Source organism: Spirillospora sp. NPDC052242, from assembly GCF_040679555.1.
Taxonomy (GTDB): domain Bacteria; phylum Actinomycetota; class Actinomycetes; order Streptosporangiales; family Streptosporangiaceae; genus Spirillospora.
On record NZ_JBFAUZ010000040.1, the window covers coordinates 38289 to 65244 of the forward strand.

At 73.9% G+C, this 26956-nt stretch carries 27 protein-coding genes; 15 read left to right on the plus strand and 12 right to left on the minus strand.

The features are described 5' to 3' along the window. Positions 1-262: 262 nt before the first annotated feature. The 3 genes from AB0L25_RS28900 to AB0L25_RS28910 all read left to right on the plus strand — a co-directional run bounded on the left by AB0L25_RS28900 (position 263) and on the right by AB0L25_RS28910 (position 3852). Positions 263-1126 (plus strand): HalD/BesD family halogenase, encoded by an 864-nt coding sequence (locus tag AB0L25_RS28900; RefSeq protein WP_500175874.1) that lies wholly within the window; start codon positions 263-265, stop codon positions 1124-1126. Between the two features lie 74 nt (positions 1127-1200). Then, positions 1201-2010, plus strand: a complete 810-nt coding sequence (locus AB0L25_RS28905; RefSeq protein ID WP_500175875.1) for a class I SAM-dependent methyltransferase — start codon at positions 1201-1203, stop codon at positions 2008-2010. Positions 2011-2070: 60 nt separating this feature from the next. Next, positions 2071-3852 carry a choline/carnitine O-acyltransferase gene (locus tag AB0L25_RS28910; RefSeq protein ID WP_500175876.1) on the plus strand — a complete coding sequence of 594 codons (1782 nt, stop codon included), beginning with the start codon at positions 2071-2073 and terminating at the stop codon, positions 3850-3852. 3 nt (positions 3853-3855) lie between these two features. Here AB0L25_RS28910 and AB0L25_RS28915 read toward each other — a convergent pair whose 3' ends face one another. The 5 genes from AB0L25_RS28915 to AB0L25_RS28935 all read right to left on the minus strand — a co-directional run bounded on the left by AB0L25_RS28915 (position 3856) and on the right by AB0L25_RS28935 (position 8283). Further along, entirely contained in the window at positions 3856-4431 is a 576-nt protein-coding gene (locus AB0L25_RS28915) for an antibiotic biosynthesis monooxygenase (RefSeq protein WP_500175877.1), read from the minus strand. 153 nt (positions 4432-4584) lie between these two features. Then, complete coding sequence (locus AB0L25_RS28920; protein WP_500175878.1) at positions 4585-5793, minus strand: ABC transporter permease; 1209 nt, start codon at positions 5791-5793, stop codon at positions 4585-4587. After that, positions 5793-6476: an ABC transporter ATP-binding protein gene (locus AB0L25_RS28925; protein ID WP_500175879.1), complete on the minus strand. Its 684-nt coding sequence runs from the start codon at positions 6474-6476 to the stop codon at positions 5793-5795. Before AB0L25_RS28925 ends, AB0L25_RS28920 begins: the two co-directional genes overlap by 1 nt. After that, positions 6473-7750, minus strand: coding sequence for a peptidoglycan-binding protein (locus AB0L25_RS28930; protein WP_500175880.1), 1278 nt, complete (start codon positions 7748-7750; stop codon positions 6473-6475). Before AB0L25_RS28930 ends, AB0L25_RS28925 begins: the two co-directional genes overlap by 4 nt. Next, the gene (locus AB0L25_RS28935; protein WP_500175881.1) at positions 7747-8283 is read right to left on the minus strand and encodes a hypothetical protein; all 537 of its coding nucleotides are present in this window, start codon (positions 8281-8283) and stop codon (positions 7747-7749) included. Before AB0L25_RS28935 ends, AB0L25_RS28930 begins: the two co-directional genes overlap by 4 nt. Before the next feature lie 170 nt (positions 8284-8453). On the opposite strand from AB0L25_RS28935, the gene AB0L25_RS28940 reads away from it, so the two are divergent. Both AB0L25_RS28940 and AB0L25_RS28945 read left to right on the plus strand, forming a co-directional pair. Beyond that, positions 8454-9110 carry a response regulator transcription factor gene (locus tag AB0L25_RS28940; protein WP_500175882.1) on the plus strand — a complete coding sequence of 219 codons (657 nt, stop codon included), beginning with the start codon at positions 8454-8456 and terminating at the stop codon, positions 9108-9110. After that, positions 9107-10387, plus strand: coding sequence for a sensor histidine kinase (locus AB0L25_RS28945; RefSeq protein WP_500175883.1), 1281 nt, complete (start codon positions 9107-9109; stop codon positions 10385-10387). Before AB0L25_RS28940 ends, AB0L25_RS28945 begins: the two co-directional genes overlap by 4 nt. Here the strand turns inward: AB0L25_RS28945 and AB0L25_RS28950 are convergent. Beyond that, a complete protein-coding gene (locus AB0L25_RS28950) occupies positions 10369-11121 on the minus strand; it encodes a helix-turn-helix transcriptional regulator (protein ID WP_500175884.1) in 753 nt (250 codons plus the stop codon). The two genes, AB0L25_RS28945 and AB0L25_RS28950, sit on opposite strands and share 19 nt — an antisense overlap. Before the next feature lie 284 nt (positions 11122-11405). Between AB0L25_RS28950 and AB0L25_RS28955 the strand changes: the two genes are divergently transcribed. From AB0L25_RS28955 to AB0L25_RS28975, 5 genes are all read left to right on the plus strand, one after another. Further along, the gene (locus AB0L25_RS28955; protein WP_500175885.1) at positions 11406-12752 is read left to right on the plus strand and encodes an ATP-binding protein; all 1347 of its coding nucleotides are present in this window, start codon (positions 11406-11408) and stop codon (positions 12750-12752) included. Beyond that, on the plus strand, positions 12749-13207 hold the full coding sequence (locus AB0L25_RS28960; RefSeq protein WP_500175886.1) for a roadblock/LC7 domain-containing protein: 459 nt from the start codon (positions 12749-12751) through the stop codon (positions 13205-13207). The genes AB0L25_RS28955 and AB0L25_RS28960 overlap by 4 nt, the downstream gene beginning before the upstream one ends. After that, the gene (locus tag AB0L25_RS28965; protein WP_500175887.1) at positions 13204-13557 is read left to right on the plus strand and encodes a DUF742 domain-containing protein; all 354 of its coding nucleotides are present in this window, start codon (positions 13204-13206) and stop codon (positions 13555-13557) included. Before AB0L25_RS28960 ends, AB0L25_RS28965 begins: the two co-directional genes overlap by 4 nt. Then, positions 13535-14182, plus strand: a complete 648-nt coding sequence (locus tag AB0L25_RS28970) for a GTP-binding protein (protein WP_500175888.1) — start codon at positions 13535-13537, stop codon at positions 14180-14182. Before AB0L25_RS28965 ends, AB0L25_RS28970 begins: the two co-directional genes overlap by 23 nt. An 86-nt stretch (positions 14183-14268) precedes the next feature. Next, positions 14269-15480, plus strand: a complete 1212-nt coding sequence (locus tag AB0L25_RS28975; protein ID WP_500175889.1) for a cytochrome P450 — start codon at positions 14269-14271, stop codon at positions 15478-15480. Positions 15481-15592: 112 nt separating this feature from the next. Here AB0L25_RS28975 and erm read toward each other — a convergent pair whose 3' ends face one another. After that, a complete protein-coding gene (gene erm / locus AB0L25_RS28980) occupies positions 15593-16375 on the minus strand; it encodes a 23S ribosomal RNA methyltransferase Erm (RefSeq protein WP_500175890.1) in 783 nt (260 codons plus the stop codon). 273 nt (positions 16376-16648) lie between these two features. On the opposite strand from erm, the gene AB0L25_RS28985 reads away from it, so the two are divergent. From AB0L25_RS28985 to AB0L25_RS29000, 4 genes are all read left to right on the plus strand, one after another. Next, positions 16649-17083, plus strand: coding sequence for a hypothetical protein (locus tag AB0L25_RS28985; protein WP_500175891.1), 435 nt, complete (start codon positions 16649-16651; stop codon positions 17081-17083). Between the two features lie 146 nt (positions 17084-17229). Continuing rightward, a complete protein-coding gene (locus AB0L25_RS28990; protein WP_500175892.1) occupies positions 17230-17352 on the plus strand; it encodes a hypothetical protein in 123 nt (40 codons plus the stop codon). 74 nt (positions 17353-17426) lie between these two features. Continuing rightward, positions 17427-18515 carry a TOMM precursor leader peptide-binding protein gene (locus AB0L25_RS28995; RefSeq protein WP_500175893.1) on the plus strand — a complete coding sequence of 363 codons (1089 nt, stop codon included), beginning with the start codon at positions 17427-17429 and terminating at the stop codon, positions 18513-18515. Then, the gene (locus tag AB0L25_RS29000) at positions 18512-19759 is read left to right on the plus strand and encodes a hypothetical protein (RefSeq protein ID WP_500175894.1); all 1248 of its coding nucleotides are present in this window, start codon (positions 18512-18514) and stop codon (positions 19757-19759) included. The genes AB0L25_RS28995 and AB0L25_RS29000 overlap by 4 nt, the downstream gene beginning before the upstream one ends. A 48-nt stretch (positions 19760-19807) precedes the next feature. Here the strand turns inward: AB0L25_RS29000 and AB0L25_RS29005 are convergent, their stop codons facing one another. The 4 genes from AB0L25_RS29005 to AB0L25_RS29020 all read right to left on the minus strand — a co-directional run bounded on the left by AB0L25_RS29005 (position 19808) and on the right by AB0L25_RS29020 (position 24017). Further along, on the minus strand, positions 19808-20290 hold the full coding sequence (locus tag AB0L25_RS29005; protein ID WP_500175895.1) for an STAS domain-containing protein: 483 nt from the start codon (positions 20288-20290) through the stop codon (positions 19808-19810). A gap of 75 nt (positions 20291-20365) precedes the next feature. Next, a complete protein-coding gene (locus tag AB0L25_RS29010; RefSeq protein WP_500175896.1) occupies positions 20366-22423 on the minus strand; it encodes a xanthine dehydrogenase family protein molybdopterin-binding subunit in 2058 nt (685 codons plus the stop codon). Next, positions 22420-23421, minus strand: coding sequence for an FAD binding domain-containing protein (locus AB0L25_RS29015; protein WP_500175897.1), 1002 nt, complete (start codon positions 23419-23421; stop codon positions 22420-22422). The genes AB0L25_RS29010 and AB0L25_RS29015 overlap by 4 nt, the downstream gene beginning before the upstream one ends. Beyond that, positions 23418-24017 carry a 2Fe-2S iron-sulfur cluster-binding protein gene (locus tag AB0L25_RS29020; RefSeq protein ID WP_500175898.1) on the minus strand — a complete coding sequence of 200 codons (600 nt, stop codon included), beginning with the start codon at positions 24015-24017 and terminating at the stop codon, positions 23418-23420. Before AB0L25_RS29020 ends, AB0L25_RS29015 begins: the two co-directional genes overlap by 4 nt. Before the next feature lie 111 nt (positions 24018-24128). Between AB0L25_RS29020 and AB0L25_RS29025 the strand changes: the two genes are divergently transcribed. Next, on the plus strand, positions 24129-26279 hold the full coding sequence (locus AB0L25_RS29025; protein WP_500175899.1) for a terpene synthase family protein: 2151 nt from the start codon (positions 24129-24131) through the stop codon (positions 26277-26279). Between the two features lie 7 nt (positions 26280-26286). Here AB0L25_RS29025 and AB0L25_RS29030 read toward each other — a convergent pair whose 3' ends face one another. After that, on the minus strand, positions 26287-26877 hold the full coding sequence (locus tag AB0L25_RS29030) for a TetR/AcrR family transcriptional regulator (protein WP_500175900.1): 591 nt from the start codon (positions 26875-26877) through the stop codon (positions 26287-26289). Between the last annotated feature and the right edge of the window lie 79 nt (positions 26878-26956).

Genomic DNA, 26956 nt, shown 5'->3' on the forward strand with positions numbered 1-26956 from the left:
ATGCGTGTACCCGGCTGCGCTGCGAAAACACGGTGCCGCGCGCGTCCCGCCGCCGGGCGGGCGGGACCGCCCCGCGGCGTGAGATGGGACACACGGGAGGGCGGCGCGGCCCGCCCGGCCGACGAATTTGGAACGTTTGAAAGCACAGGTCACCGGCCCCGTTCATCAGTTTCCGATAAATCACGCCAGAAAGGTGCACCGTGAATTGCGACAAGGGATGTGCTAAAACCCGTCTTGAGTTCGCCGAGGCGGAAGGACGTCCATGGGCGCGGCAACGGAACCGGACCGGGCGATCGACGCCGAACGCTATCCCCTCGCCGCGCCGGCGAGCGCCCGCTGGCACGAGGTCGTCTCCGCGACCCGGGCCGAACTGGCGGAGACCGGCTGCTGCGTGCTGCCCGACTTCGTCCGCCCGGAATGGCAGGAGACGCTCCGGGCGGAATGCGCGTCCGTCGAACGGGACGCGCATTTCGACGTCGAAACGGTGAACGCCTACAACATCGACGTGAACACGCCGTTGCCGGAGGGCCACCCCGGACGGCTCACGGTCGAGCGGGGGAACGCGTTCGTCGCGCGCGACCGCCTGCCGCCGCACCACATCGTCCCCCGCCTCTATTCGAACCCGCTTTTCCGGCATTTCGTGGCGAGCTGTTTCGGGCTGCCGGAGGTGCACGAGCTCGCCGACCCGCTGTCGGGGCTCGTGCTGAACGTCGTCCGGCCGGGGATGGAGCATCCCTGGCACTTCGACACCAACGAGTTCACGGTCAGCCTGCTGACGCAGGAGGCGGAGGGCGGGGGCGTCTTCGAGTACTGCCCGAACATCAGGTCCGCGGAGGCGGAGAACTTCGACGACGTGCGGCGCGTGCTCACCGGCGAGGGCGCGCACCTGGTCCGCGGCCTCACGCTGCGGCCCGGCGACCTCCAGCTGTTCAAGGGGCGCTACTCGCTGCACCGGGTGAGCGCCGTCCGGGGCGCGACGGCCCGGCACACCGCGATCTTCGCCTACAGCGAGCGCCCGGGGGTGGTGGGCAGCGTGGCCCGCACCCGGCAGCTCTTCGGCCGCGTGCTGCCCGAGCACCTCGCGGCCGAGGGCCGCGCCGTCCGGGTGGACGCGCTGCTCGACTGACCGCTTCCCCGCCCGTCCGGCCCCGTCCCCTCGAGCCCGTTCCTCCAGCCCCCCGTGAGGAAGGACCGCGATCCGTGCGCGTCGACACGTCCGGAAAGATCTCGCTCGACCACATCTACACGCAGCCCGACCCCCGCGCCTACTTCACGACGCTGCGGGACCTCGAGTACAACATCCCCCAGCTCGCCCGCCCGCACTTCGCCGCGCTGATCGACGAGTACCGCGAGGCCCGGAACGTCGCGGTCCCGACGGTGCTCGATATCGGCTGCTCCTACGGCATCAACGCGGCACTGCTGAAATACGGAATCACGATGGGCGAACTGTACGAGCGCTACAGTGGCGCCGACGCCCACCGGCGGACGCGCGACGCGCTGCTGGCCCGCGACCGCGAGCTGAGCCGCCGCGGTCCGCGCACCGCCCCCGCGCGCTTCATCGGCCTGGACGCCTCCGACAATGCCCTCTCCTACGCGCTCGACGCCGGCTTCCTCGACGGCGCCGTCCACGCCGACCTCGAGAACGACGACCCGACCGGCCCGCAGCGGGACCTGCTCGCGCAGACCGACCTCGTCGTCTCCACCGGCTGCCTCGGCTACGTCACCGAGCGGACGATCGCGCGCGTCGTCGCCGCGTGCGGCGGGCGGCGCCCGTGGATGGCGCACTTCATCCTGCGGATGTTCCCGTTCGACCCGATCGCCGGGACGCTCGCCGCGGCCGGCTACGAGACCGTCCGCCGCGAGGGCCTGTTCCGGCAGCGGCGGTTCGCCACGCCGCAGGAGCGCGAGAACGTGCTGCTGCGGCTCGCGGACGCCGGGATCGACCCGCACGGCCTGGAGACCGACGGCTGGTACTACGCCGAACTGCACGTGTCCCGTCCCCGCACCTGATCCCGTGCGGCGCCGGCCGCACGCCCCGACCCCCACGATCCGGAAAATCGAGGTCCGACGTTGAACGAACCCTCCGCCCGCACCTTCGGCAACGAGGACGCGCTGCCGCGGGTGCCGCTGCCCACCCTCGACGAGACCCGCGAGCGGTTCCTGCGATGGTGCGCGCCCCTGCTCACCGCGGACGAGCTCGCACGCACCGAGGCGGCGCTGGACGAGTTCGTCCGTCCGGACGGGCCGGGACGGCGGCTGCACGCGGAACTCGAACGGTACGACCGGAGCGAGGGCGTGCACAGCTGGCTCGACACGTTCTGGCCGTACCGGTACCTGGGCCGCCGCGACCGCATCGCCCTCAACGCGAACTTCTTCTTCCTGTTCGGCGACTCCGGGGAGACGCAGGTCGCGCGGGCGGCCGGGCTGGTCGCGGGCGCGCTGGACTACAAGCTGCGGCTGGACGACGAGCGGGTGCCGCCGGTCGTGCAGCGGGGGCGCCCGCTGTCGATGGAGCAGAACAAGTTCCTGTTCTCGACGACGCGGATCCCCGGGCCCGAGCAGGACACCGTCCGCGCGCCGTACAGCGAGGCGTGGCCGGGGCCGTCGACCGCGCGGCACATCGTCGTGTTCTTCCGCGGCAACATGATCCGGATGGACGTGATCGGGCCGGACGGGCGCCCGCACACGCTCGACGAGCTCGCCGCCGGCCTCGGCACGATCATTAAGGCGGAGCCGTCGCCGGAGCCGTCCCCGGGGCACCTGACGACGAAGGCGCGGGCCGAGTGGGCCGCGAGCCGGGACGCGCTGCTCGCCCTCGACCCCCGCAACGCGCGCGCCCTCGACGACGTCGAGACCGCGCTGTTCTGCGTCTGCCTCGAAGACTTCGTCCCCGCGTCGACGCAGGAGGCGTGCGACAACCTGCTGCACGGCGACAGCGCGAACCGCTGGTTCGACAAGGCGGTGTCGTTCATCGTCTTCGGGGACGGGTCGGCCGGCATCAACGTGGAGCACTGCGGGCTGGACGGCACGACGATCCTCAGCTTCGTGGACGCGCTGCTCGGCGAGCCCGCGGCGGAGCAGTCGCTGCGGTCGGGCGCCCGAAGCCAGGGGCTCCCGGCGATCGAGCCGATCGAGTTCGTCCTCGACGACGCCCTGCGCGCGGACGTCCGGGAGGCGGCCGCGGCGTTCGCCGACTACGCCGCCGCGACCGCGACGGCCTGCGTCCCGTTCGACGACTTCGGCTCGCGGGACGCGAAGGAGCTGGGGATGTCGCCGGACGCGTTCGTCCAGATGGCGTACCAGCTCGCGCACAAGCGCGCGAAGGGGCGGGTCGGCGCGACGTACGAGTCGATCGCGACGCGGCAGTACCGGCGGGGCCGCACGGAGGCGATGCGGGTCGTGACGCCGGAGGTGCTGCGGTTCGTCGAGGCCATGGACGACCCGGACGCGGGGCCGGACGCCCGCCGGAACGCGTTCCGCGCCGCGGCCGACGCGCACGTCCGGCGCGCGAAGGAGTGCCAGGCGGGGCGGGCGCCGGAGCAGCACCTCTGGGAGCTGCAGCTCATCGCGAAGCGGCGGGGGGACGCCGAGCCGCTGCCGCTGTTCGACTCCCCCGGCTGGACCGTCATGCGGGACGACTACCTGAGCACCAGTTCGGCGCCGTCGACGAACATCCGGTACTTCGGGTTCGGGTCGACGAGCGAGCAGTGCATCGGCGTCGCGTACGTCCTGCTCCCGGACCGGTTCAACGTGTACCTGAGCACCCCGCGCCCGGTCGCGGACGCGATGCACGACTTCGCCGGCCGCCTCCGCGAGGCCGTCCGCGAGCTGCGGGAGCTGCTGTCCGGCTGACCCTCAGTGCCCCGGGCGCGCCGCCCGGGGCACCCGCCGGACCGGGTACAGCCAGCGCCGCAGCGCCCGGCTCATCGCCGGCATGACCAGCAGCGTGAGCAGCGGGACGACGATCGCGGGGAACAGCACGGCCTTCAGCGGCAGCGGCCAGTCCTCCGCGAGCGGGGTGACGAACGTCTGCAGCAGCAGGCTGAGCGGGTAGACGGCGCAGAACGTCACGACGATCATCTTCGCCTTCGACGGGGCCGGCACCGACTCCCCCGGCAGGCTGAACCAGGTCTCGAGCCCGGTGGTGCGGTGCCCGTGCTCCTCGGCGATCCCGCCGAGCCGTCCGAGCAGGTCGCGGCGCTCCGGCGAGCCGAGCCAGGCGTCGAGGCTGTCCTGGTCGTCGAACCGGACGACCGTGTAGTACCGGTGCCGTCCGCCTTCGGCCCGCAGCCACATCGCGTCGTCGTGCCCCGGGTACCGGCTCGCGGCCTCGTGGAGCGACTCCGTCCACCGCTCGAAGTCGCGCTCGCGTCCCGGCCTGACGTCCCAGGTGAACACGACCGTCACCGGCTCCCGCCCCCGCTGCTCCATCCCCGGAACCTCACCGCTGCCGCCCTTTCCATGCACGCCCGGAACGGCCGCGTGGCTCCTCGGCGACCAACGACGACGACGCGGGGGGCGCATACAGCGGCGGTCCAAGGCCCCCGGGGCCTTGGACCGCCGCCGTCGGCACGGTCACCGTGGTCAGGTGCCGGACAGGGCCTCCGTCGGGGAGAGGCGGGACGCCCGGATCGCCGGGTACAGGCCCGCCACCGCGCCGATGAGGAGGGTGGCGAGGATGCCCCCGCCGACCGCCCAGAGCGGGATCACCACCGGCCAGCCCTGGTACATGGCGTAGATCGTGGTGATCAGTGCGCCGATGAGGGCGCCGCCGAGGCCGCCGAGCGCGGACAGCAGCAGCGACTCGGTGAGGAACTGCGTGCGGACCTGGCCGCGGGTCGCGCCCAGCGAGCGGCGCAGCCCGATCTCCGCGCGCCGCTCCAGCACCGAGATGACCATGGTGTTGGCCACCCCGACGCCGCCGACCAGCAGCGCGACCGCGCCGACGCCCAGCAGCAGCCCGGTGAACGCCTCGCCCGCGGCCTGCCGCGCGGCGAGCGCGTCGGACGGGCGCGACACCTCGACCTCGTTGGGCGCCTCCGGGTTCGCGGTGGGCCCGAGCACGCCGCGGACGTCCTCGACGGCGGTGTCCCGCGACCGGGTGTAGACGGTCGTGGCGTGCCCGTCGAAGCCGAGTTCGGACGCCGCGACCGGCCAGCCGACCAGCGCGGCGGTGTCGAGCTCGGGCGCCAGCTCGGCCGGTTCGAGGATGCCGATGACGGTGAAGTACTCGCCGCCGATCAGCACCTGGACGTCCGGTCCGGCCTTGCCGATGCCGAGCCGTTCGGCGGCCTTCGCGCCGAGGACGGTCGCCGGGTAGCGGCCCGTCGCGTCGTTCAGCCACACGCCGTCGGCGAGTTCGGCGCCGACGGCGGCGCGCAGGTCGGTGCGGGTCGCGTACGCGGCGATGCCCTTGGTCTCGCTCTCGGGGATCTTCGAGTTCCGGTACACGGCGACGTCGTCGAGCAGGCCGATCGCCGACACCTCCCGGACGGGCGCGATCCGCTCGACCATCGTCTCGGCCTGCAGCGGGAGCTGCGCCTCCTCCCCGGTCATGGTGCTGCCGGGCGCGACGGTGAGCAGGTTGGTGCCGAGCGCGTCGAGGGCGCGGTTCAGCTCCGCCTGCGACGAGGACGACACGCCGACGACGGCGACCATCGCGGCGATGCCGATCGCGATGCCGAGCGCGGACAGGAACGCCCGCATCGGCCGCGTCCGCAGCCCGACCGCGCCGACCCGGACGACGTCGCGCGGCCACATCCGGGCCGGCTGCAGGGCCGTCCCGTCCGCCATCACGCCACCTCCGCGCGGTCGGCCGCGGAGTCGGACTGGACGCGGCCGTCGCGCATCCGGACCCGCCGGGGCAGCCCGGCGGCGATCTCCCGGTCGTGCGTGATGACGACGACGGTGGTCCCGGCGCCGTTCAGCTCGCGCAGCAGCGCCATCACCCCGTCGCCCGAGACGGAGTCGAGCGCGCCCGTCGGCTCGTCCGCCAGCAGCAGCGCCGGTTCCCCGGCGACGGCCCGCGCGATCGCGACGCGCTGCCGTTCGCCGCCGGACAGCTCGTGCGGCTCGTGGTCGAGCCGGTGCCCGAGCCCGACGCGTTCGAGGGCGGCCGCCGCGCGGTCCCGGCGGGCGCCGAGCCGCAGCCCCGTGTACAGCAGGCCGTCGGCGACGTTGTCGAGCGCGCGCGTCCCGCCCGCCAGGTGGAACTGCTGGAAGACGAACCCGATGGTGGTGGCCCGCAGCGCCGACAGCTTCGCGTCCGAGAGCCGTCCGACGTCGTGCCCGTCGATGTGGACGGTGCCGGACGTGGGGCGGTCGAGGGTGCCGAGCACGTTCAGCATCGTCGACTTGCCCGACCCGGACGGCCCGACGATCGCGACGAGCTCGCCCGCCGCGACGTGCAGGGACACCCCGCCGAGGGCCCGGACGCCGCCGGGGTACTCCTTCGTCACGTCCCGCAGGTCGATCACTCCGGGACCCCCACGACCGTGCCCTCGGCGATGCCGGGCCCGGAGATCTCGACCTTCCCGCCCGCGAACAGGCCGGTCTCGACCGAGACGAAGTCCGACGTGCCGTCCTTGACGACCTCGACGCCGAAGCCGCCCTCGCTGAGCGCGACCAGCGCCGTCACCGGGACCGTCAGGACGTTCTCCTCCTGCCCGGCGGTGAACGTGACGTCCACGGACGCGAGCGCGTAGTCCGCGGCGGCCTTCGCGGCCTCGTCGGAGTCGAGCCACACGGTCACCTCCACCTTCGTGGTCGGCTCCTCGCCCTGCCCGCCCGGGTCGATCACGGTGGTGACCTCGTCGATCTCCGCCCGGACCGGCTCGTTCTCCGGCAGGGTGACCTCGACCTCCGCGCCCTTCTTCGCCATCCGCTGCTCGGACGTCTCGAGCTCCACGGTCACGGCCTTCGCGGTGCCGGTGTAGTCGAGCACCTTCGCGCCGGGCCCGACCTGCCCGCCGACGCTCGCCTGCAGGCTGTCCACCCGGACGGCGCCGTGCGCGAACACCACCCGTCCGGGCTCGACGATCCCGGTCTCCTCGACGCCGATGTCCTCCTGCCACTCCTGGACGGCCGCGGCGGTCGCGCTCGAATACTCGTCGTCGACCGTGAACCCGTCGTAGCCCAGGGCGCTCAGGTTGGCCTCGAACGCCTTGACGTCCGCGCCCTCGGTGCCGATCCGCAGCGGCCGGTAGGCGGGCTTCGACCCGTACATGAGGACGACCGGGTCGCTGTCCACCTCGTACAGCTCGTGCCCGCGCTTGATCTCCGATCCGCTCTCGGGCAGGTCGGTCAGCGTGCCCTTGACGCCGCTGGTGGCGGTGTAGGTCGGGCCGTAGCCGAGTTCGCCGTCCACGGTCTCGGTGTCCTTGAGCGTCTCCCGGGTCACCTGGGCGGTGTGCGGCGGCAGTCCCGTCGCCGCCGCCTCGTCCGTCCCGCCGGACCCGTTCAGCGCGACGAACGCGCCGCCTCCGCCCGCGGCGGCGACGGCCGCCGCGGCGAGCGCGATCCGCAGCCGCGGCCGGCGGCGGCGCGACGTGCGCCGCCCGGCCGCGCCGTCGTCCTTCGCGGCCTTCTTCGCGGCCTTCCGCGCCTTGCGGCCCGGCTTCCCGTCCGGCTCCGGGACGGCCTGCGCGTCCGGCTCCGGGACGGCGGGCCCGTCGCCGTTCGGGGACGGCGCGTCCCCCGGCGGTGCGGGCGGGCGGTCCGGACGGCCGCCGACCGCGGGGCCGCCCCTCACTGCGGCCCGCCCTTCCCGGCGCCCTGCAGCAGCTCCTGGCACTTCTGCTGCGCGGCCTCGAAGTCGGGGTCCTCACCGACCTCGGGGGTGATCCGGATGCCGCGCTGGTTCGGCTTCGGGTCGGGGAACGCCTCGACGCCGTTCTCCCGCATGCACTCGGCGTGCTTGCGGGCGCGCTCCTGGTCCTCGGCGCTGGCCGGCCGCCCGGCCTGGTCCATCGGGTTGAACTCGCGGCACGCCTCCTGGGCCTTCTCCATGGTGGCCTTGTCGACGCCCTTCCCGTTCACCATCAGGCCGCCGCCGGGCTTCGGGTCCTCCATCTGGACGCCGTTCTCGCGCATGCACTGGGCGAACTTCACGCCCATCTCCTCCGGGCTGAGGCTCGCCCCGGCGGCGGCGCCGGACCCGGCGGCCTTGTCGCCGCCGGCCGACGCCACGCCGGAGCCGTCCTCGCCGTCCCCGCCGCAGCCGGTCAGGGCCAGGGCGAGCGCCAGCGGCAGCGTCGCGAGCGCGCCACGGGTTCGCAGTCGCATATCTCTCTTCTCCTCGTTCCGCGACCGGATCGGTTCCGGCCGGACGAGAGGCGATGCAACCGGGCCGGGCGTTTCCCCTGCGTTTCCTGCGGCGGGAACCCGGTTCCTTACGGAAAGGAAACGCGGCGCCCAGCACCATGGCCCTGGTCCGACGAGCGGAGAGGCGGCACATGCGGGTGCTGGTGGTGGAGGACGAGCGGCTGCTCGCCGACGCGATCGCGGAGTGGCTGCGGGACGAGGCGCACGCCGTCGACCTCGCCTACGACGGGGCGGCGGCGCTCGAACGCGTCCACGTCAACGACTACGACGTGGTCGTCCTGGACCGGGACCTGCCGCTGACGCACGGCGACGACGTCTGCCGCGCGATGGTGCGGTCGGGCGCGTCCGCGCGGGTGCTGATGCTGACCGCGGCGGCCGAGGTCACCGACCGGGTGGACGGGCTCGGCATCGGCGCCGACGACTACCTCACCAAGCCGTTCGCGTTCCCGGAGCTGGCGGCGCGGGTGCTGGCGCTCGGCCGCCGGTCCCGCCCGGCGGCGCCGCCGACGCTGCGGCGGGCCGGCATCGCGCTGGACCCGGCGCGCCGGGAGGTGTTCCGGGACGGCCGGTACGTGCCGCTCGCGAAGAAGGAGTTCGCGGTGCTCGCCGAGCTGCTGCGGGCCGAGGGCGGCGTGGTGTCCGCGGAGCGGCTGCTGGAGAAGGCGTGGGACGAGCACACCGACCCGTTCACGGGCGCGGTGCGGCTCACGATCCTCAAGCTGCGGCGCAAGCTCGCCGATCCGCCGGTCATCGAGACGGTCAAGGGAGTGGGGTACCGGATCCCGTGAGGACGAGGACAAGGGCGAGGGCGAGGGCGAAGGGGAGGCGGCACGTCACGCTGCGGGCCCGGCTGACGCTGACGTACGGCGGGCTGTTCCTGGTGGCGGGGCTGCTGCTCCTCGGCGTCACCTACGCGCTGTTCACGCAGGAGCTGTCCCGGCCGGGGGACACCAGGTACCTCGCCAAGGTGACCGCCCCGCCGACGGCGAACGCGCAGGGGGACGCGGCGGGGCGGCAGACCGCCCCGGGCGGCGAGGTGATCGAGGCGGCCCCGGAAGACCGCGTCCACGTCACCCTGGAGAACCTGATGCGCGCCCAGAAGAAGGAGGTGCGCGACGCGGCGGTCACCTCGTTCATCACCCAGGGGTCGATCGCGCTGCTGGTCGTCGGCGGGGTCGCGGCCGGGTTCGGGTGGCTGATCGCGGGGCAGGTCCTCGCGCCGCTGCACCGGGTCACCGAGACGGCGCGGCGGATCGCGGCGGCGCCCGCCGCCGACCGGGGCCTGCACGAGCGGATCGCGCTGCGGGGGCGGCGCGACGAGGTCCGGGAGCTGGCCGACACGTTCGACACGATGATCGAGCGGCTCGACCGGTCGTTCGACGGGCAGCGCCGGTTCGTCGCGAACGCGTCGCACGAGCTGCGCACGCCGCTGACGGTCGGCCGGGCGATGGTCGAGGTCGCGATGCACCGCAAGGCGGCGTCCCCGGACGTCCTGCGGCTGGGCGAGGCGCTGCTGCAGATCAACGCGCGGCACGAGCGGCTGATCGGCGGGCTGCTGCTGCTCGCCCGGTCGGAGAACGAGATCGTGAACGCGGCGCCGGTGGACCTCGCGGACGTCGTCGCGCACGTGGCGGCGCAGACCTCGGACGAGGCCGCGGAGGCGGGCGTGACGGTCCGGGCCGACGCGGGCGAGGCCGTGACGTCGGGCGACGCGCTGCTGCTGGAACGGGTCGTCCAGAACCTCGTGGAGAACGGCATCCGGCACAACGCGGGCGCGGACGGCTGGGTGCGGGTCGCGTCGCGGGCGGCGGGGCCCCGGGTGGTGCTGGAGGTCGCGAACTCGGGGCCGGTCGTGCCGCCGTACGAGGTCCCGGCGCTGTTCGAGCCGTTCCGGCGGCTCGATGCCGACCGGGTGGTCACCGCGAAGGGCGCGGGGCTGGGGCTGTCGATCGTCCAGTCGATCGTGCGGGCGCACGGCGGGACGGTGACGGCGCGGCCCCGGGCCGGCGGCGGCCTCGACGTCGTCGTCGCGCTGCCGGTCTGCCGTCAGCCGGTCCCGGTCTGACCGCGCCGCAGCTCGCGGGGGCTGACGCCGAACCGGCGGCGGAACGCGGTGCTCAGCGCCCCGGCGGAGGAGAACCCGGCGGCGTGCGCGAGGTCGGTGATCGACACGGCGCGGTCGGCGGGGTCGCGGAGCCGGTCGCGGACGAGCCGGAGCCGCTCCTCGCGGATGAGGGCGCGCGGCGTCGTCCCGGCCCGCTGGAGGGCGAGCTGGATCTGGCGGAGCGACCAGCCGAGCTCCTGCGCCATCACGCGTCCGGTGAGGCCGGGGTCGGTGGCGTGCGCCCGCACGTAGCGGCGGACGACCGTCTCGACCTCGGCGAGGTTCCCGGGCGCGGGCGGACGCTCCGCGGCGCGTCCCGCGACGGCCATGCGGAGCAGTTCGGCGATCCGGTCGCAGGCCGCCTCGAACTCGGGGGCGGCGAGCGCGCCCGCCTCCGCGGCGACGGCCCGCGCCATGTCCGCGACGATCCGGCCGAGGCCGGACGACACGTCGACGCGGACGACGGCGCCGAGCGCGGCGGGCGGGAGTTCGCGCACCGGGACGGTCAGGGCCAAGGCCCGGCCGGACGGGCGCGCGGGATGCGCGGGCGGCAGCAGGACCGCGGTTCCCGGGGGGAGGTCGGCGCCGTCCAGGGTGAGGCCGCCGCCGTCGGGGAGCAGGAGGCGGCCGGTGCCGCGCGGTGCGGGGTCGTCTGGCCGGTACCGGACGACCCGGTAGGCGGCGCCGTCGCCCATCCGCGCCTCCACCCGCACCCGCCGTTCGACCCTCGTACCGCCGCAGGTCAGGCTAGCGCGATCATGGCCGAAAACCGCCGCAAACTACCGGAAAGTAACTCCATTCCCGCGCACGGTGATCATCCGTGCGCGTGACGGCGGTTTTTCTGCGCGTTCGCACAAGCGCCCGGAACCTGAGCGTCCTACGGTCACCAAATCGCGACATTTCATCACTGTCCGATAACCCACCCCGGCCCCGGGCGGCCCCCGCCCGCCGCGGCCGTCCCCCTGCGCACGAGGAACCGATGGAGCACATCCTGTGGGCGGCGGCCCTGGCCGTCGTGGCCGGCGTCGCCGCCGTCCTGCTGGCCCGCGAGCGCCGGTCGGCCGCCGGGCTCCGCGACCGCGCCGCCGAACTCGCGGACGCCGTCGACCTGCGGGACCGGGAGCTGGCCCACCTCGCGGCGGTACGGCTGCCCGAGCTGATGGAGTCGCTGCAGAACTCGGCCGTCCGGGTGAGCGGCCCGCTGCACCGGCGGCTGGACGCGAAGGCGCCCGGATTCGCGCAGGACGTGCAGAAGATCATGGACCTGTTCGGCGGGTCGGTCGAGCGGATCACCGAGCACGCGGCGCTGGCCGGCCGGTCCGCGGGCCGCTCGATGATGCGCACGATGCAGAGCCTCGCCAACGAGCAGCAGCTCGCCATCTCGACCATGCAGGAGCGGCACGACGACCCCGACGTGCTCGAGGGGCTGCTGCGCATCGACCACATGAACGCGCAGATCGGCCGCCGCGCGCAGGCCATGGCGGTGCTGAGCGGGTCGTGGCCGGGCCAGCAGCGGTCGGCGTCCTCGCTGAGCGACGTGGTCCGCGGCGCCACCTCCCGCATCCGCGACTACCTGCGCGTCAACGTCCAGAACCCGGTGAACATGGCGGTGACCAGCCGGGCCGTGGAGCCGGTCGTGCTGACCGTCGCCGAGCTGCTGGACAACGCCGCCCGGCACTCCCGGCCCGACACCATGGTCGAGGTCAACTTCCAGACGACGCACAACGGCGTCGCCATCATGATCGACGACGCCGGGGTCGCGATGACGCCCGAGGAGCTGCAGCGGGCGGGCGAGCGGCTGTCCGGCGAGGTCCCCTCGGACGTGCAGTGGCTCGGCGACCCGCCGCAGGTCGGGTTCGCCGTCGCGGGCGTGCTCGCCGCGCGGTACGGGTTCTCGGTGTCGGTCGACACCCGCTCCCCCTACGGCGGCGTCCGCGCGGTGGTGCTCATCCCGAACGCGCTGCTCACGCCCGTCCCGGACGCGCCGCGCTCGGCCGCCGCGCGCGGGCCCGCCGCGTCCCGCCCGGCGGACGCGGCGCCGTCCGGGGACGCCGCGCGGGCCGGGGCGGTCACCGCGGGCGGGCTGCCGAAGCGCAGCCGCGTCGCGGTCGCCGAGCGGGCCGAGGAGCAGACTTCCGGCGCGGGGGACGCGACGGGCGCCGCGCCGGCGCCGGCCGCCGGCGCCGGGGAGGAACCGCCGGCCCGGCCGGCACGAGAGATCGCCGCGGGCCTCGGCGCCTGGCAGCGGGGGACGCGCTCCGGCCGCGCCGGCGCGCCGCCCGGCGACGCCGGCGCCTCCGGACCCGAAGGGGACCCGCGGCCATGAACGAGGGGTGGAACGGCTCGATGGACGACGGTGTGAACCGGCTCGGGTGGATGCTGGACGACGCCCTGCGGATGCCCGGGACGCGGTACGCGATCCTGCTGTCGGCCGACGGGCTGCTGATGGCGCACTCGGAGCGCATCGGCCGCGACGACGCCGAACGGCAGGCGGCGGGGATGGCCGGGCTGCAGTCGCTCGCCCGCAGCACCGCCGAGTTCTGCGGCGACGCCGGCACCACCTGGCGGCAGACGATCAGCGAGTTCGACGACGGGTACGTGTTCCTCGTCGCGGCGGGGCCGGGCGCCTACCTGGCGGTGTCGGCGGCGCTGGACGTGGACATGGAGACCGTGTCGTTCCGGCTGCAGGAACTCGTGCAGCGGCTCGGCAAGGAACTGACGAGCCCGCCGCGCCCGGACGCGGGCGGCGGCCGGGGCAGCGGCCAGGGCGGCACCGCATGACCCGCCGCCGCACCGACCGCGCGCTGGTGCGCCCGCACGTCGTCACCGGCGGCCGGGCGCACCCCACCCGCAACGTGTTCGACCTGGTCACCCTGGTCACCGCGAACACCGACCGGCCGCTCACCGGGCTCAGCCCGGAGAAGCTGCGGATCGTGGAGCTGTGCCGCGGCGGCGCGCTGTCGGTCGTGGAGATCGCCGGGCATCTGGAACTGCCCGTCGCCGTCACCAAGGTGCTGCTGTCGGACCTGGTGGACGACGGCCACCTCACCACCCGGGCCCCGGCGCCCGCGGCGCGGACCCAGGCCCGGCTCCTGCAGGAGGTGCTCGATGGACTCCGCGCCACGCTCTGAGCCGCCCGGCGCGCGGCACGGCGAGCCGCACGACGAGGGCGGGTACACGGGCGGACGGTACGTGCGCGACACCGTCCGGACGGCCGTCAAGGTCCTCATCGTGGGGCACTTCGCCGTCGGCAAGACCACCTACGTCGGGACGCTGTCGGAGATCCGGCCGCTGCGCACCGAGGAGCGGATGACGCAGGCCGGGGCGACCGTGGACGACCTCGCCGACATCCGCGGCAAGACGACCACGACCGTCGCGATGGACTTCGGCCGGCTGACGCTGAGCGACGACCTCGTCCTCTACCTGTTCGGGGCGCCCGGGCAGCAGCGCTTCACCCGGCTGTGGAACGACCTGGCGCGCGGGGCGCTCGGCGCGCTGATCCTGGTCGACACGGCGCGGCTCGACCAGTCGTTCGCCGTCATGGACATCGTGGAGCGGCAGGGCCTGCCGTACGCGGTCGCCGTCAACCGGTTCGAGGGCTCGCCGTCCTTCCCCGAGGAGGAGGTGCGCGAGGCGCTCGACCTGGCGCCCGAGACGCCGCTGGTGACGTGCGACGCCCGCGACCGCGCGTCGTCCACCAAGGCCCTGATCGCCCTTGTCGACCACCTTCTTTTCTTGGACAGGGAGGCTCCATGAGCGGGCGTAAGGAGCGAAGCGACTGGAGTCCGCTCATGGAGGTGCCGGGGGGTGTGGGGGGTCGCCCCCCACAGGAAGCACGCCCCATGAGCGAGGCGGGGGCCGCGCCGGCGGAGCGGACGAAGCTGTACGGCCCGGAGTTCGCGCGCGACCCCGGCGCGGTCTACGACCGGCTGCGGCGCGAGCACGGCGAGCTGGCCCCGGTGGAGCTGGCGCCGGGCGCGGAGGCGACGCTCGTCATCGGGTACGACGCGGCGCTGGAGGTCATGCGCGACACGGGAACGTTCCCGCGCGGCGGCCTGGAGTGGCAGGCGAGCCTGCCGCCGGACTGCCCGGTGCTGCCGATCTTCCTGGACCGTCCGAACACGCTGTCGGCGAACGGGCCGGTGCACGCCCGGCTCCGCACGGCCATCACCGACAGCCTCGCGCGGGTCGACACGTTCGCGCTGCGCGGCCACGTCGAGACGAGCGCGGACCGGCTCATCGACGCGTTCGCCGGGAAAGGCGAGGCCGACCTCGTCGCCGACTACGCCCGGCCGCTGCCGCTGCTGGTGTTCAACGAGCTGTTCGGCTGCCCGACCGAGATCGGCGACCGGCTACTGCGGGGCATGAGCGGCATCTTCGACGGCGCCTACGACGGCCTGACCGCCGAGGAGGCGAACGTCCTGCTCGGGAAGGCGGCCCGCGACCTGGTGGCGCTCAAGCGGGAGCGGCCGGGCGCGGACGTCACGTCGTGGATGATGAGCCACCCGGCGGGCCTCGACGACGACGAGATGGCCGAGCAGCTCACGCTGCTGCTCGGCGCCGGGACCGAGCCGGAGCAGAACCTCGTCGCGAACGGGCTGCGGCTGCTGCTGTCGGACGACCGGTTCGGCGGCGACCTCGCGGGCGGCAGCCTCCCGGTGGAGGACGCCCTCGACGAGATCCTGTGGACCGACCCGCCGATGGCGAACTTCGGCGCGACCTACCCGCGCCGCGACCTGAACTTCCGCGGCCACTGGCTGCCCGCGCACCTGCCGGTCGTGATCAGCTACGCGGCCGCGACCACCGACCCGTCCCGGGCGTCGGCGCGGCAGGCCGGCAACCGCGCCCACCTGGCGTTCGCGGCGGGCCCGCACGGCTGCCCCGCGAAGGGCCAGGCGCGGCTGATCGCGTCCCTCGCGATCGAGCGGCTCCTCGACCGGCTGCCCGACCTGGAGCTCGCCGTCCCGCCGGACGAGCTGCGGTGGCGTCCCGGCCCGATCCACCGCGCGCTCGTCGAGCTGCCCGTCACGTTCCCGGTGGAGGAGGCGCTGTAGGCACCCCGCCGGACGCGCCGGGCACCGGCGGCGGAAGGCACCCGAGCATCCGGTCGGGTTCGGCGTCCGGCCACGGCGCGCGCGCCCGCGGGTCCTTCGTCATGCGCGCACCCTAGCCCGCTCCGCCGCCCTCCCGGAGGCGGTGCAGGTCGGCCCACTGGGCGGCGGTGAGGGCCTTGGGCAGGGCCATGGGGGCGACGCCGTGGTACCGCAGCCAGCCCCGGACGCGCCGCCGGGGGACGTCCGGGACGGCGTTCGGGAGGATCTCGGCGAGGCCGCGGCCCCGGCCGGTGAAGACCCGCTCGACGAGGTGCTGGTAGCGGGCCCGGTCGGCGGCGTCCACGAGCGGACGCGCGCGGCGCGCGATCGTCAGCAGGCCGCCGTCGACGCCGGGGCGCGGCCGGAACGCGGCGGCGGGCACCCGTTCGGCGAGCCGGAACTCGTACCAGGGCCACCACTGCGCGGTCATCATCGTCGCGCCGCCCACCCCGGCGCGGCGGCGCGCCACCTCCCACTGGACGAGCAGGACGGCGTCGGTCCAGCCGGGTGCGCGCAGGACGCGGCGGAGCATCGCGGTGGTCAGGTGGAACGGCAGGTTGCCGGCGAGGACGTGCGGTGCGGCCGGGGTCCGGTACCGCAGGAAGTCCGCCCGGACGATCTCGGTGGACGCGTCCGCGCGGCGGGCCAGCCGGGCGGCGCGGCGGTGGTCGACCTCGATGGCGGTGAGGGGGCGGCCCAGCCTTTGCAGGGGCAGGGTGAGGGCGCCGTCGCCGGCGCCGATCTCGATGATGGGACCGTCCGTGGCGGCCACCAGGTCGACGAAGGCGGCGACGACCTCGGGGTCGGTGAGGAAGTTCTGGCCGAGCTCGTGCCGGCCGGGACGCTGCGTGCGCAAGGGATCTCCGCGGCTCAGGGGAAGCCGGGCAGCGCGAGGAGGCCGCCCGGCGGGGACACGCTGGAGCGGCGGAGCGATCCGTGGATGGGAGGAGTCCGCCGCTAGGCGCGGCGGAGCCTCGTCATCGCCATGGCGGCGTACATGCCGGCCACGTTACCGGCGGGCCGGGTCCGGACGGCAACGGGTTTTCCCGCAACGCCCCGTCCGCCGGAGCGATGAATTCACCGGGGGCCGCCGGTCTCCCCTTCGACGGGACGGACGAACGGAGAACCCATGCGCAACACCGGACTCGAGAAGCTGGGCGGGCTCGTCGGCACGTGGACGATGACGCTGGCGAACGCGCCGTTCCTGCCGGAGGGCACCGAGGTGCCGGGCACCGCGACCGTCGAGTGGCTCGGTGAGTCGTTCCTGGTCATGCGGTCGGTGTTCGAGGGCGGCGACAACGCCTCGGAGATGACGTGCGTCTTCGGCCGCAGCGACGCCAACGACGCCTACGTCGCGCTGTACCACGACGACCGCGGGGTGTGCCGCGAGTTCGCGATGACCTTCGAGGACGGGCGCTGGACGCTGCTCCGCGAGGACCCCGACTTCCACCAGCGGTGGATCGCCGACGTCGGCAAGGACCGGATCGACGGCCGCTGGGAGGCGTCCGAGGACGCGGGGACGACCTGGCGCAAGGACTTCGACCTCGCCTACCTACGGGTCTGACCGCCGGGGCGCAAGCCGCCGGATCCGACGAGATGATCACCACCGAATTGGCAGAAGCTGTCATTTCCATGTCGTGATCTTGAACTTTACGATCAAGCCACAGCGCGCGACCGGACGCGTTGTGCCCCGATCAGCCGGGAGGCCCCGTGCAAGTGCAGCAGGCGAGACAGGCGCCGCAGGGCAAGCAGGCCCAGCAGGGCAAGAAGATCAAGCTGGAGATCAAGCGGCTGGAGAAGGTCGAGACGACCGGCCTCCGCGAAGGCGGCTGATCCCCCCGGAACGACCGGCCGGCCAGGTCCCGGATCTGGCCGGCCGCTCCCTGTCGACGATCGGAAAGGCTCGCATGCGGCTCCCCCGGATCAAACGCGTCCACCAGCCCCTGGCCCTGCCCGGCGACCGCATCCTGATCGGCCTGATGCAGCAGGGCGTCGCGGCCGAGATCCAGGACGGCGAGGACGGCGCGATCGCCCGGCTCATCACCCTCATGGACGGCACCCGCACGGTCGACCAGGTGCTCGCGGCCTTCGCCGGGACGCACCCGGACGTCGACGAGGAGAGCGCCCGCGCGGTGATCGGCGACCTGGTCGCGGGCGGCTTCGTCGAGGACGCCGGCGCCCCCCTGCCCGGCAACCTGGACGAGCGCGAGGCGGCCAGGTACGAGCCCGCCCGCAACTTCTTCGCGTGGATCGACACAGCGCCGCGCAGTTCGCCGTACGAGATCCAGTCGAGGATCAAGGACGCGCGGGTCGGCCTGCTCGGGCTCGGCGGCACGGGCTCGGCGGTGGCGGCGGGGCTGGCGGCCGGGGGGATCGGTGCGCTGCACGTCGCCGACTTCGACGTGGTGGACGAGTCCAACCTCACCCGGCAGCTCCTCTACACCGAGGACGACATCGGCCTGCCCAAGGTCGGCCGCGCGGTGGACCGGCTCCGCGCGATGAACGGCCTGGTGAAGGTGACCGGCGAGACCCTCAGGGCGGACGGGCCCGACGGGATCGCCGCGATGATGCGGGACTGCGACCTGTTCGTCCTGTGCGCCGACGAGCCGCATCCCGACATCATGTTCTGGACGAACGACGCGGCGCTGCGGACCGGCACCCCCTGGTTCGTCAGCTTCTACACCGGGCCGATGGCCGTGGTGGGCGGGCTGGTGCCGGGCGAGACGGGCTGCTGGGCGTGCCTGCGCCGCCAGGAGGACCGGCGCGAGTTCAAGGCGCACGGCCGGTCCCTCACCGAGGAGCGGCCGAACGCGGTGATCGCGGCGAGCGCCAACGTCAGCGGGCACCTGTGCGCGCTGGAGGTGCTGTACCACCTCGGGGGCCTGCCCGCCCAGGCGCGCGGGCGCGTCTTCCACTGGAACTACGCGATGTGGGACCACTCGTACTTCATCGACATCCCGCGCGACGCGGACTGCCCCGCCTGCGGGACGCCGTGACCGTCGTCGAGTTCCATCCGCTGATCGTCCGTCCGGACGACGACGACCCGGACGCGGTCGTCGTCGGGCGGCTGCGGATCGGGGAGTTCGTGGAGCTCCCGGCCGTGTACGGGGAGGCGATCGCCCTGCTGCGCGGCGGCCTGACGGTCGGCGCGGCCGAGGAACGCATCGCCGCCGAGCACGGCGCCGAGGTCGACGTGAGCGAACTCGTGGAGGCCCTCACCGACCTGGGGTTCGTGCGGTCCGTCGACGGCGAGGCCGTGCCGGACCCGGCGGAGCGGGCGCCGGCCGTCCACTTCCCCCGGCTCACCGAGCGGCACGTGGCGTGGCTGTTCGGCCTTCCGGCGAAGCTCTGCTGGCTGGCGGCGGTCGGCGCGGCGCTGGTCACGCTCGCCCTGCGGCCCGCCCTGCTGCCGGACTACTCCGACTTCTTCTGGGGCGACTACGTCGGCCTCACCGTGCTGGTCAACACGGTGATGATGTCGATGTCGATCAGCGTGCACGAGCTGATGCACCTGATGGCGGCGCGCTCGCTGGGCGCGCCGGGACGCATCGGCTTCGGCACCCGCCTGCACAACCTGGTGGTGCAGACCGACGTCACCGGGGTGTGGGGCGTGCCCCGCCGGTCGCGGTACCGCGTCTACCTCGCCGGGCTCGCCTGGGACGTGCTCCTGATGGCGACGCTGATCCTGCTGGTCGCCCACGCCGGGCTGCCGGGGGGCGCGCGGGCCGTCCTCCAGGCGCTGATCGTCACCGTGCTGATGACGATCCCGTTCCAGCTCCAGGTCTACATGCGCACGGACCTCTACTTCGTGCTGCGCGAGCTGCTGCGCACCCGCAACCTCTTCGACGACGGGCTGGCGTACGCCAAGTACCTGCTCGGGCGGGCCGCCGCCGCGGTGCGCCGCCGCCCGGGCGGCGTCCCCGACCCGACGGCCGGGCTGCCGCCGCGCGAGCGCCTGGCGACCCGCGTCTACTCGGTCTTCCTGGTGTCCGGCGCCGCCGTCACCCTCACCGCGTTCGCGCTGTTCGGCGGCCCCATCGTGGTCACCACGCTCGTCCGCGCGGTCGAGGGCGTCGCCGACGGCCTCGCCGGCGGTTCCGCGCTGCGCGCCCTGGATTCGGCGCTGCTGATCCTCATCGAGGGCGGCATCCAGACGCTCTTCGTGGTCACGTTCGTCCGCACCCACCGGCACTGGTTCCGGCGCCGCGGGACCGTCCCCGCCGAAGCCCCCGCCACGTAGCGGCGGCGCCCGCCTCCGGCCGTCCGGACGTGCCGTCCGGCCGTGCCGTCAGGCGCGGGGACGGCAGTGCACCTGCAGGCCCGGGACCGCGTCCCACCCGATGAGGCGGACGAGCCGGTCGATGTGGGCGGACACCGAGTGCAGGACGAGCATGTGGTCGAGGTCGTGCAGGTCGCGGGCGGCGCGGGCGAACGCGCGCAGGCCCGAGACGTCCACGAAGTCGACGCCGGCGAGGTCCACGTGGACGTCGCCGCCCGCGCGGGCCTGCGCGCCGTGCAGCGCCCGGGTGAGGGCGGGGACGTTCGACACGTCGATCTCGCCGGTGAGCCGCAGCCACGGCGAGCCGGTGCCGCCCGCGATGTGCAGCAGCGGCGAGTCGAGCTCGACGAGGTCGTAGCGGGGCGACGCCCGCTCCGGACGCGGCACACCCGATTCGGAATCCCCGCCGGTGATCCGCCAGACCGTCATCTGCTCCTCGCCCTTCGGGCGGTGCGCCCGCACCATGGTGATGCCGCCGGAGCGGCCCCGCATGTCCAGGTTCTCACCTCGCCCGGCTCCGCGCTGTCACCTGAGCGGAAAACGTGGGGCGTTCGGTTGGTCACATGATCAAAGTTGCGGAAGCAGACGGGCGGGAGTGATCGGGAGATCCCGGACACGGACGCCGGTGGCGTGGTGGACGGCGTTCGCGATCGCCGCCGCGGCGCCCACGATGCCGATCTCGCCGATGCCCTTGGAGCCCATCGGGTTGAGGTGCGGGTCGATCTCCTCGATCCACGCCGCCTCGACGTTGCGGACGTCCGCGCAGGACGGCACGTGGTACTGCGCGAGGTCGCGGTTCAGGTAGTCGCCGAACTCCCGGTCCATGACGCTCTCCTCCATCAGCGCCATGCCGATCCCCATCGTCATGCCGCCGATGAACTGGGACCGCGCGGTCGTCGGGTTGATGATCCGCCCGGCCGCGAACACGCCGAGCATGCGCGGGACGCGGACCTCGCCGGTGTCGACGTCCACCTCCACCTCCGCGAACTGCGCGCCGAACGCGTGCCGCGCGTAGTCCTCGCGGCGCTTCAGCGCCTCGCCCGAGTCCGCGGACGCCTCGATCCCCTCCGGCGGGACCTCGCCGTTCAGCCGGCCGCGCAGCGCCTCGCAGGCGAGGACGACGGCCGTCCCCCAGCTCGCGGTGCCGGACGAGCCGCCCGCGACGGACGCGGCGGGGTGCGCGCTGTCGCCGATCTCGATCCGGACGGCGTCGAGGTCGGACTTGAGCGTCTCCGCGGCGATCATCCCGAGCGCGGTGCGGGCGCCGGTGCCGATGTCGGCCGCGGCGATCCGCACGGTGAACGTCCCGTCGGGCTCGGCGCGCGCGACCGCCTTCCCGGGGCTCTGGTAGGCGGGGTAGGTGGTGGCGGCGACGCCGGTGCCGAGCAGCTTGCGGCCCACCCGGCGGACGCCCGGCGCGGGGTCGCGGTGGTCCCAGCCGAACCGCTCGGCGCCCTCCCGCAGGCACGCGACGAGGTTGCGGGAGCTGAACGGCAGGCCGCTCTCGGGCTCGGTGCCGGTGTCGTTGCGGACCCGCAGCTCGATCGGGTCGACGCCGGTCGCGACGGCCAGCTCGTCCATCGCCGACTCCAGCGCGTACATGCCGGGCGTCTCGCCGGGCGCCCGCATCCACGACGGGGTCGGGACGTCCAGCGCGACGACCCGGTGGGACGTGCGGCGGTGCTCGGCCCGGTACATCGTGCGGGTCGGCGTCGCGGTCTGCTCCACGAACTCCCGCACGGTCGAGGTCTGCTCGAACACCTCGTGCGCGATCGCGTTGAGGCGTCCGTCCGCGTCGGCGCCCAGCCGGATCCGCTGGACGGTCGGGGTGCGGTAGCCGGTCGTGGCGAACATCTGCTGGCGCGGGACGGCGAACTTCACCGGGCGGCCGACGGCCCGCGCGGCCATCGCGGCGAGGACCGCGTTCGGCCGCGGCGTCCCCTTCGACCCGAACCCGCCGCCGACGTGCGGGGAGATCACCCGCACCCGCTCGGGGTCGAGCCCGAACAGCTGCGCCAGCGTCGACTGAACGGCGGACGCGCCCTGGTTCGAGTCGTAGAGGACGAGGCTGCCGTCCTTGTCCCAGTACGCGACCGTGGTGTGCGGCTCCATCGCGTTGTTGTGCTCGGCCGGCGTCGAGTAGGTCGCCTCCATCCGCACGGCGGACGAGGAGAACGCGCCGTCCGGGTCGCCCTTCAGCGTGTCGGGCGGGAAACCGGCGTTGACCTTCTCCGGCCGGTACAGGCCCGGATGGTCGTCGCGCAGCCGGACGTCCGGTTCCTCCTCGGCGTACTCGACGTGCAGGCGCCGCGCCGCCTCGACGGCCGTCTCGAGCGTCTCGGCGACGACCGCGGCCACGAACTGCCCGCGGAACGCGACCGTCCGGGACTGGAACACCGCCAGCTCGGCGTTCGCCGCGTCCTCCAGCCGCGGCGCGTTCTCGCACGACAGGACGCCCAGCACGCCCGGCATCGCGCGGGCGCTCTCGTGGTCCACCCAGCGGATCTCGCCCTTGCCGACCGACGCCTGGACGGCCGCCGCGTAGACGGCGCCCTCCACCGGGTACTCGTAGGCGTAGCGCGCCGCGCCGGTGACCTTCTCCCGGGCCTCCACGCGACTCGTCATGGCGCGACCTCCTGCAGTCCGAGCAGCGTCCGGACGATCAGGTTGCGGGCGAGCGGCACCTTGTAGCCGTTGTCGCGCAGCGGCTCGGCCGCCTCCAGTTCGGCCTCGGCGGCGCGCAGGAACGTCTCCTCGGTCGCCGGCCGGCCCCGCAGGACGTCCTCGGCGCGGCGGCACCGCCACGGCTTGTGCGCGACGCCGCCGAGCGCGAGCCGGACGTCGCGCACCACGCCGCCCGCGCCGTCCGGAACCGTCGCGCCCACCGTGCGGACCGCCGCCGCGACCGACACCAGCGCGAACGCGAACGAGGCGCGCTCGCGCACCTTCCGGTAGCGGGACGGCATCGGCAGCGGCGGCACCTCGACGGCGGTGACGAGGTCGCCGTCCCGCAGGTTCGAGTCGCGCTCCGGCTCGTTGCCGGGGAGGCGGTGGAACTCGTAGAACGGAACCGTGCGCTCCCCGTCGCGGCCCTGCACGCGCACGGACGCGTCCATCGCCGCCAGCGCCACGGCCATGTCGGACGGGTGCGTCGCCACGCACGCCGGGGAGTGCCCCAGGATCGCGAGGTTGTGGTGCTCGCCGTCCCGGGCCGGGCATCCCGACCCCGGGTCGCGCTTGTTGCACGGCTTGGACGCGTCCTGGAAGTAGGAGCAGCGCGTCCGCTGCAGCAGGTTGCCGCCCACCGTGGCGCGGTTGCGGATCTGGCCGGACGCGCCCGCCAGGACGGCCTGCGCCAGCATCGGGTGGGTCTCCCGGACGGTCCGGTCCGCCGCGAGGTCGCTGTTGCTCACGGCCGCACCGATGATCAGCGTCCCGTCCGCCGTCACCTCGATCCGGTCGTTCGGCAGGCGGGAGACGTCCACCAGGCGGCTCGGCTCCTCCACGCCGAGCCGCATCAGGTCCACGAGGTTGGTTCCGCCGCCCAGATAAAGGGCCCCGTCCTGATGCAGTTCCAAGGCGTCCGCCGCGCTCGCGGGGCGCTCGTACACGAAGGGCTTCATGGGCGGGACGCCTCCCGGCCGCGCGCCGAGCCGATCCGTTCGGCCACCGCGCCCGGGTCCCGCGCGGCCCGGTTCGTCTCGCCCGCCACGTCGCGGACCGCCGCGACGATCCCGACGTACGCGCCGCACCGGCACAGGTTCCCGCTCATCCGCTCGCGGATCTCCTCGTCGTCCAGGAACGGGTCGCGCGAGACGTCCGCCGTGACGGCGCTCGGCCAGCCCTCCCGGGCCTCGTCGAGCATCGCCGTCGCCGAGCACAGCTGCCCCGGCGTGCAGTACCCGCACTGGAACGCGTCGTTCTCGACGAACGCCTCCTGCAGCGCGCTGAGCCGCCCGCCGTCCGCGAGGCCCTCGACGGTGACGATCTCCGCGCCGTCGTGCGCCACCGCGAGCGCGAGGCACGCGTTCGCGCGGCGCCCGTCCAGCAGCACCGTGCAGGCCCCGCACTGCCCGTGGTCGCAGCCCTTCTTGGAGCCCGTGAGCCCCAGCCTCTCCCGCAGCACGTCCAGCAGCGACGACCGCGTGTCGACCCGGAGCCGATGCTCGGTTCCGTTCACGGTCAGGGCGACCTCCGCGTGCACCGGTTCACTGTCCATGTGACGCCCCCTACCCGGATTCGCCGCCGAGTCACGGCAAGCAAAACCTCACCCTGGGTAACTTTGCACGTGCTGTAAGTTGCGGACCGTCTCCGATGGAAAGGCCGGTCGATGCAACCGTTCGAGCTGCCCGACTTCTACGTCCCGCACCCCGCGCGCCTGAACCCGCATCTGGAGAGCACGCGCGCGCACAGCAAGACCTGGGCGCGCGACATGGGGATGCTGGACGAGACCCGTGACCCGGGCACCCCCGACATCTGGGACGAGGCCGAACTCGACGCCCACGACTATCCGCTCCTGTGCGCCTACACCCACCCCGACTGCGACGGCCCCGAACTCGACCTCATCACCGACTGGTACGTCTGGGTGTTCTACTTCGACGACCACTTCCTCGAGGTCTTCAAGAAGCCGCAGGACCACGCGGGCGCGCGCGCGTACCTCGACCGGCTGCCGCTGTTCATGTCCCTGGAGCCGCCGGAGGCGACCAACGCGGTCGAACGGGGCCTCGCCGACCTGTGGGCCCGGACCGTCCCGTCCAGGTCGGCGGCCTGGCGCGAGCGGTTCGCCGTCAGCACCGACAACCTGCTCCGCGAATCGCTGTGGGAACTGCGCAACATCAGCGACGGCCGCGTCCCGAACCCCGTCGAGTACATCGAGATGCGCCGCAAGGTCGGCGGCGCCCCCTGGTCGGCGGACCTCGTCGAGCACGCCGCCGGCGTCGAGGTCCCCGAACGGGTCGTCGGCACCCGGCCGCTGCGCGTCCTGAAGGACACGTTCTCCGACGGCGTCCACCTGCGCAACGACATCTTCTCCTACCAGCGCGAGACCGAGCGCGAGGGCGAGATCAACAACTGCGTCCTCGTCATGGAGCGCTTCCTGGGCGTCGCCCCGCAGGTCGCCGCCGACACCGTCAACGACCTGCTCACCTCCCGGCTCCGCCAGTTCGAGAACACCGCCCTCACCGAACTTCCGCAGCTCTTCGAGGACGCCGCGCTCGACCCGTCCGAGCGCGCCGCGATCGCCGCGTACGTCAAGGGCCTCCAGGACTGGCAGTCCGGCGGGCACGACTGGCACATGTCGTCCAGCCGGTACATGAACGCCAAGGGGTCGATCGGCATGTCGGCGGCCCGGCTGCCCGCGATCGTCAAGTCCGCGCGCCTCAGCGTCCCGCACGTCCCGCACCAGAAGGTGGGGCCGACGCCGCTGCCCGACTTCGACATCCCGTACCCGGCCCGGGTGAACCCGCACCGCGCCGACGCGGGCCGCAACTGCGTCGCGTGGGCCGCCGAGATGGGCATGTTCGCGCCCCACCCCCGCCTCCCCGTCCCCGTCTGGACGCCCGAGAAGCTCACCGGCTGCGCCCTCGAGATCTGCGCCGCGTCCCTCGCCCCCGACGCGACCCCCGAGGCCCTCGACCTCGCCGTCCAGTGGCTCGCCGTCGGCACCTACGGCGACGACTACTTCCCGGCCGTCTACAACCGCGACCGCGACATGGCCGGCGCGAAGCTGTTCAACGCGCGCGTCCCCGCCTTCCTCCCCCTCGACCTCGGTGAGACCCCGCCCCCGGAGAACGCCTTCGAGAAGGGGCTCGCCGACCTGTGGCGCCGCACCGCCGCCCCGATGGACGACCACGGCCGCCGCGAGTTCCGCGCCGCCGTCGAGCACATGGTCGAGAGCTGGGTGTGGGAGCTGAACAACCACCTCCAGGGCCGCGTCCCCGACCCCGTCGACTACGTCGAGATGCGCCGCCACACGTTCGGCTCCGAGATGACGATGGCGCTCTCCCGCATCGAGCACTCCGCCGAGATCCCCGCCGAGGTGTTCCGCACCCGCACCCTCCGCGAGATCGACGTCTCCGCGATGGACGTCGCGTGCCTGATGAACGACGTCTTCTCGTACCAGAAGGAGATCGAGTACGAGGGCGAGCTCAACAACGGCCTGCTCGCCGTCCAGCACTTCTTCGACTGCGGCCGCGACGAGGCCCTCCCGATCGTGAACGACCTCATCACGTCCCGCCGCCGCCAGTTCGAGCACCTCGTCGCCAACGACCTCCCGCTCGTCTGCGACGACTTCGCCCTCGACGACCGCGCCCGCGCGGCCCTCGCCGCGTACGTCGAGGAGATCCGCGACTGGATGGCGGGGATCCTCAAGTGGCACCGCGAGACCGACCGCTACGACGAGCGCACGGTCCGCGCCCGCGACCTGCGCCCGTCCGGCCTCGGCACCTCCGCCGCCCGCCTCTACCTCGCCTCCCGCGCGTAGCCGGACCTCACCGGGCGCCGTCGGGCCGCACCAGCGGGAGGAAGACCTCGTCGACGATCTCGGCGACGGCGTCCGGTGCGACCGTGCCGCGCACGAGGATCTCGTTGCGCAGCAGGTCGAACGGCAGCGCGACGCGACGCTCGGTCAGCCGCGCGGGGTCGATCTCGCCGCGCTCGACGGCGCGCTCCACCAGGGTCGCCATGGGGCCCCGGTGCAGGGCGTCGAGGAGGTCCGAGCGGATCAGCGCGAGGAGTTCGGGGTCCCGGGCGCTCTCGGCGAGCAGCCCCCACAGGACGTCGCCGCCGATCCCGGCGAACCTGCCGGCGACCTGCTCCAGCAGCCGGACGACGTCCGAGCGGAGGGCGCCGGTGTCCGGCAGGTCGTCCGCCGCCGGGATCCCGTGGACCATCGCGGCGAAGACGAGTTCGGCGCGCCCGGGCCACCGCCGGTACAGCACCGCCTTGCCGGTGCGGGCCCGGGCCGCCACGTCCTTGACCGTCAGCGCGGCGTAACCGACCTCGGCGAGCTGCTCCCACACCGCCCGCATGATGGCCGCCTCGAGCTCCTCGCCGCGCCGCCGCGTCGCCGGTGCCTCCACCGCCCGCCCCTCCGTAAGAGTCTCCGAGTTCCTTGCCGTGCTACCTTAGCGGCACAGTAAGAAACTCCGAGTTCCTTAA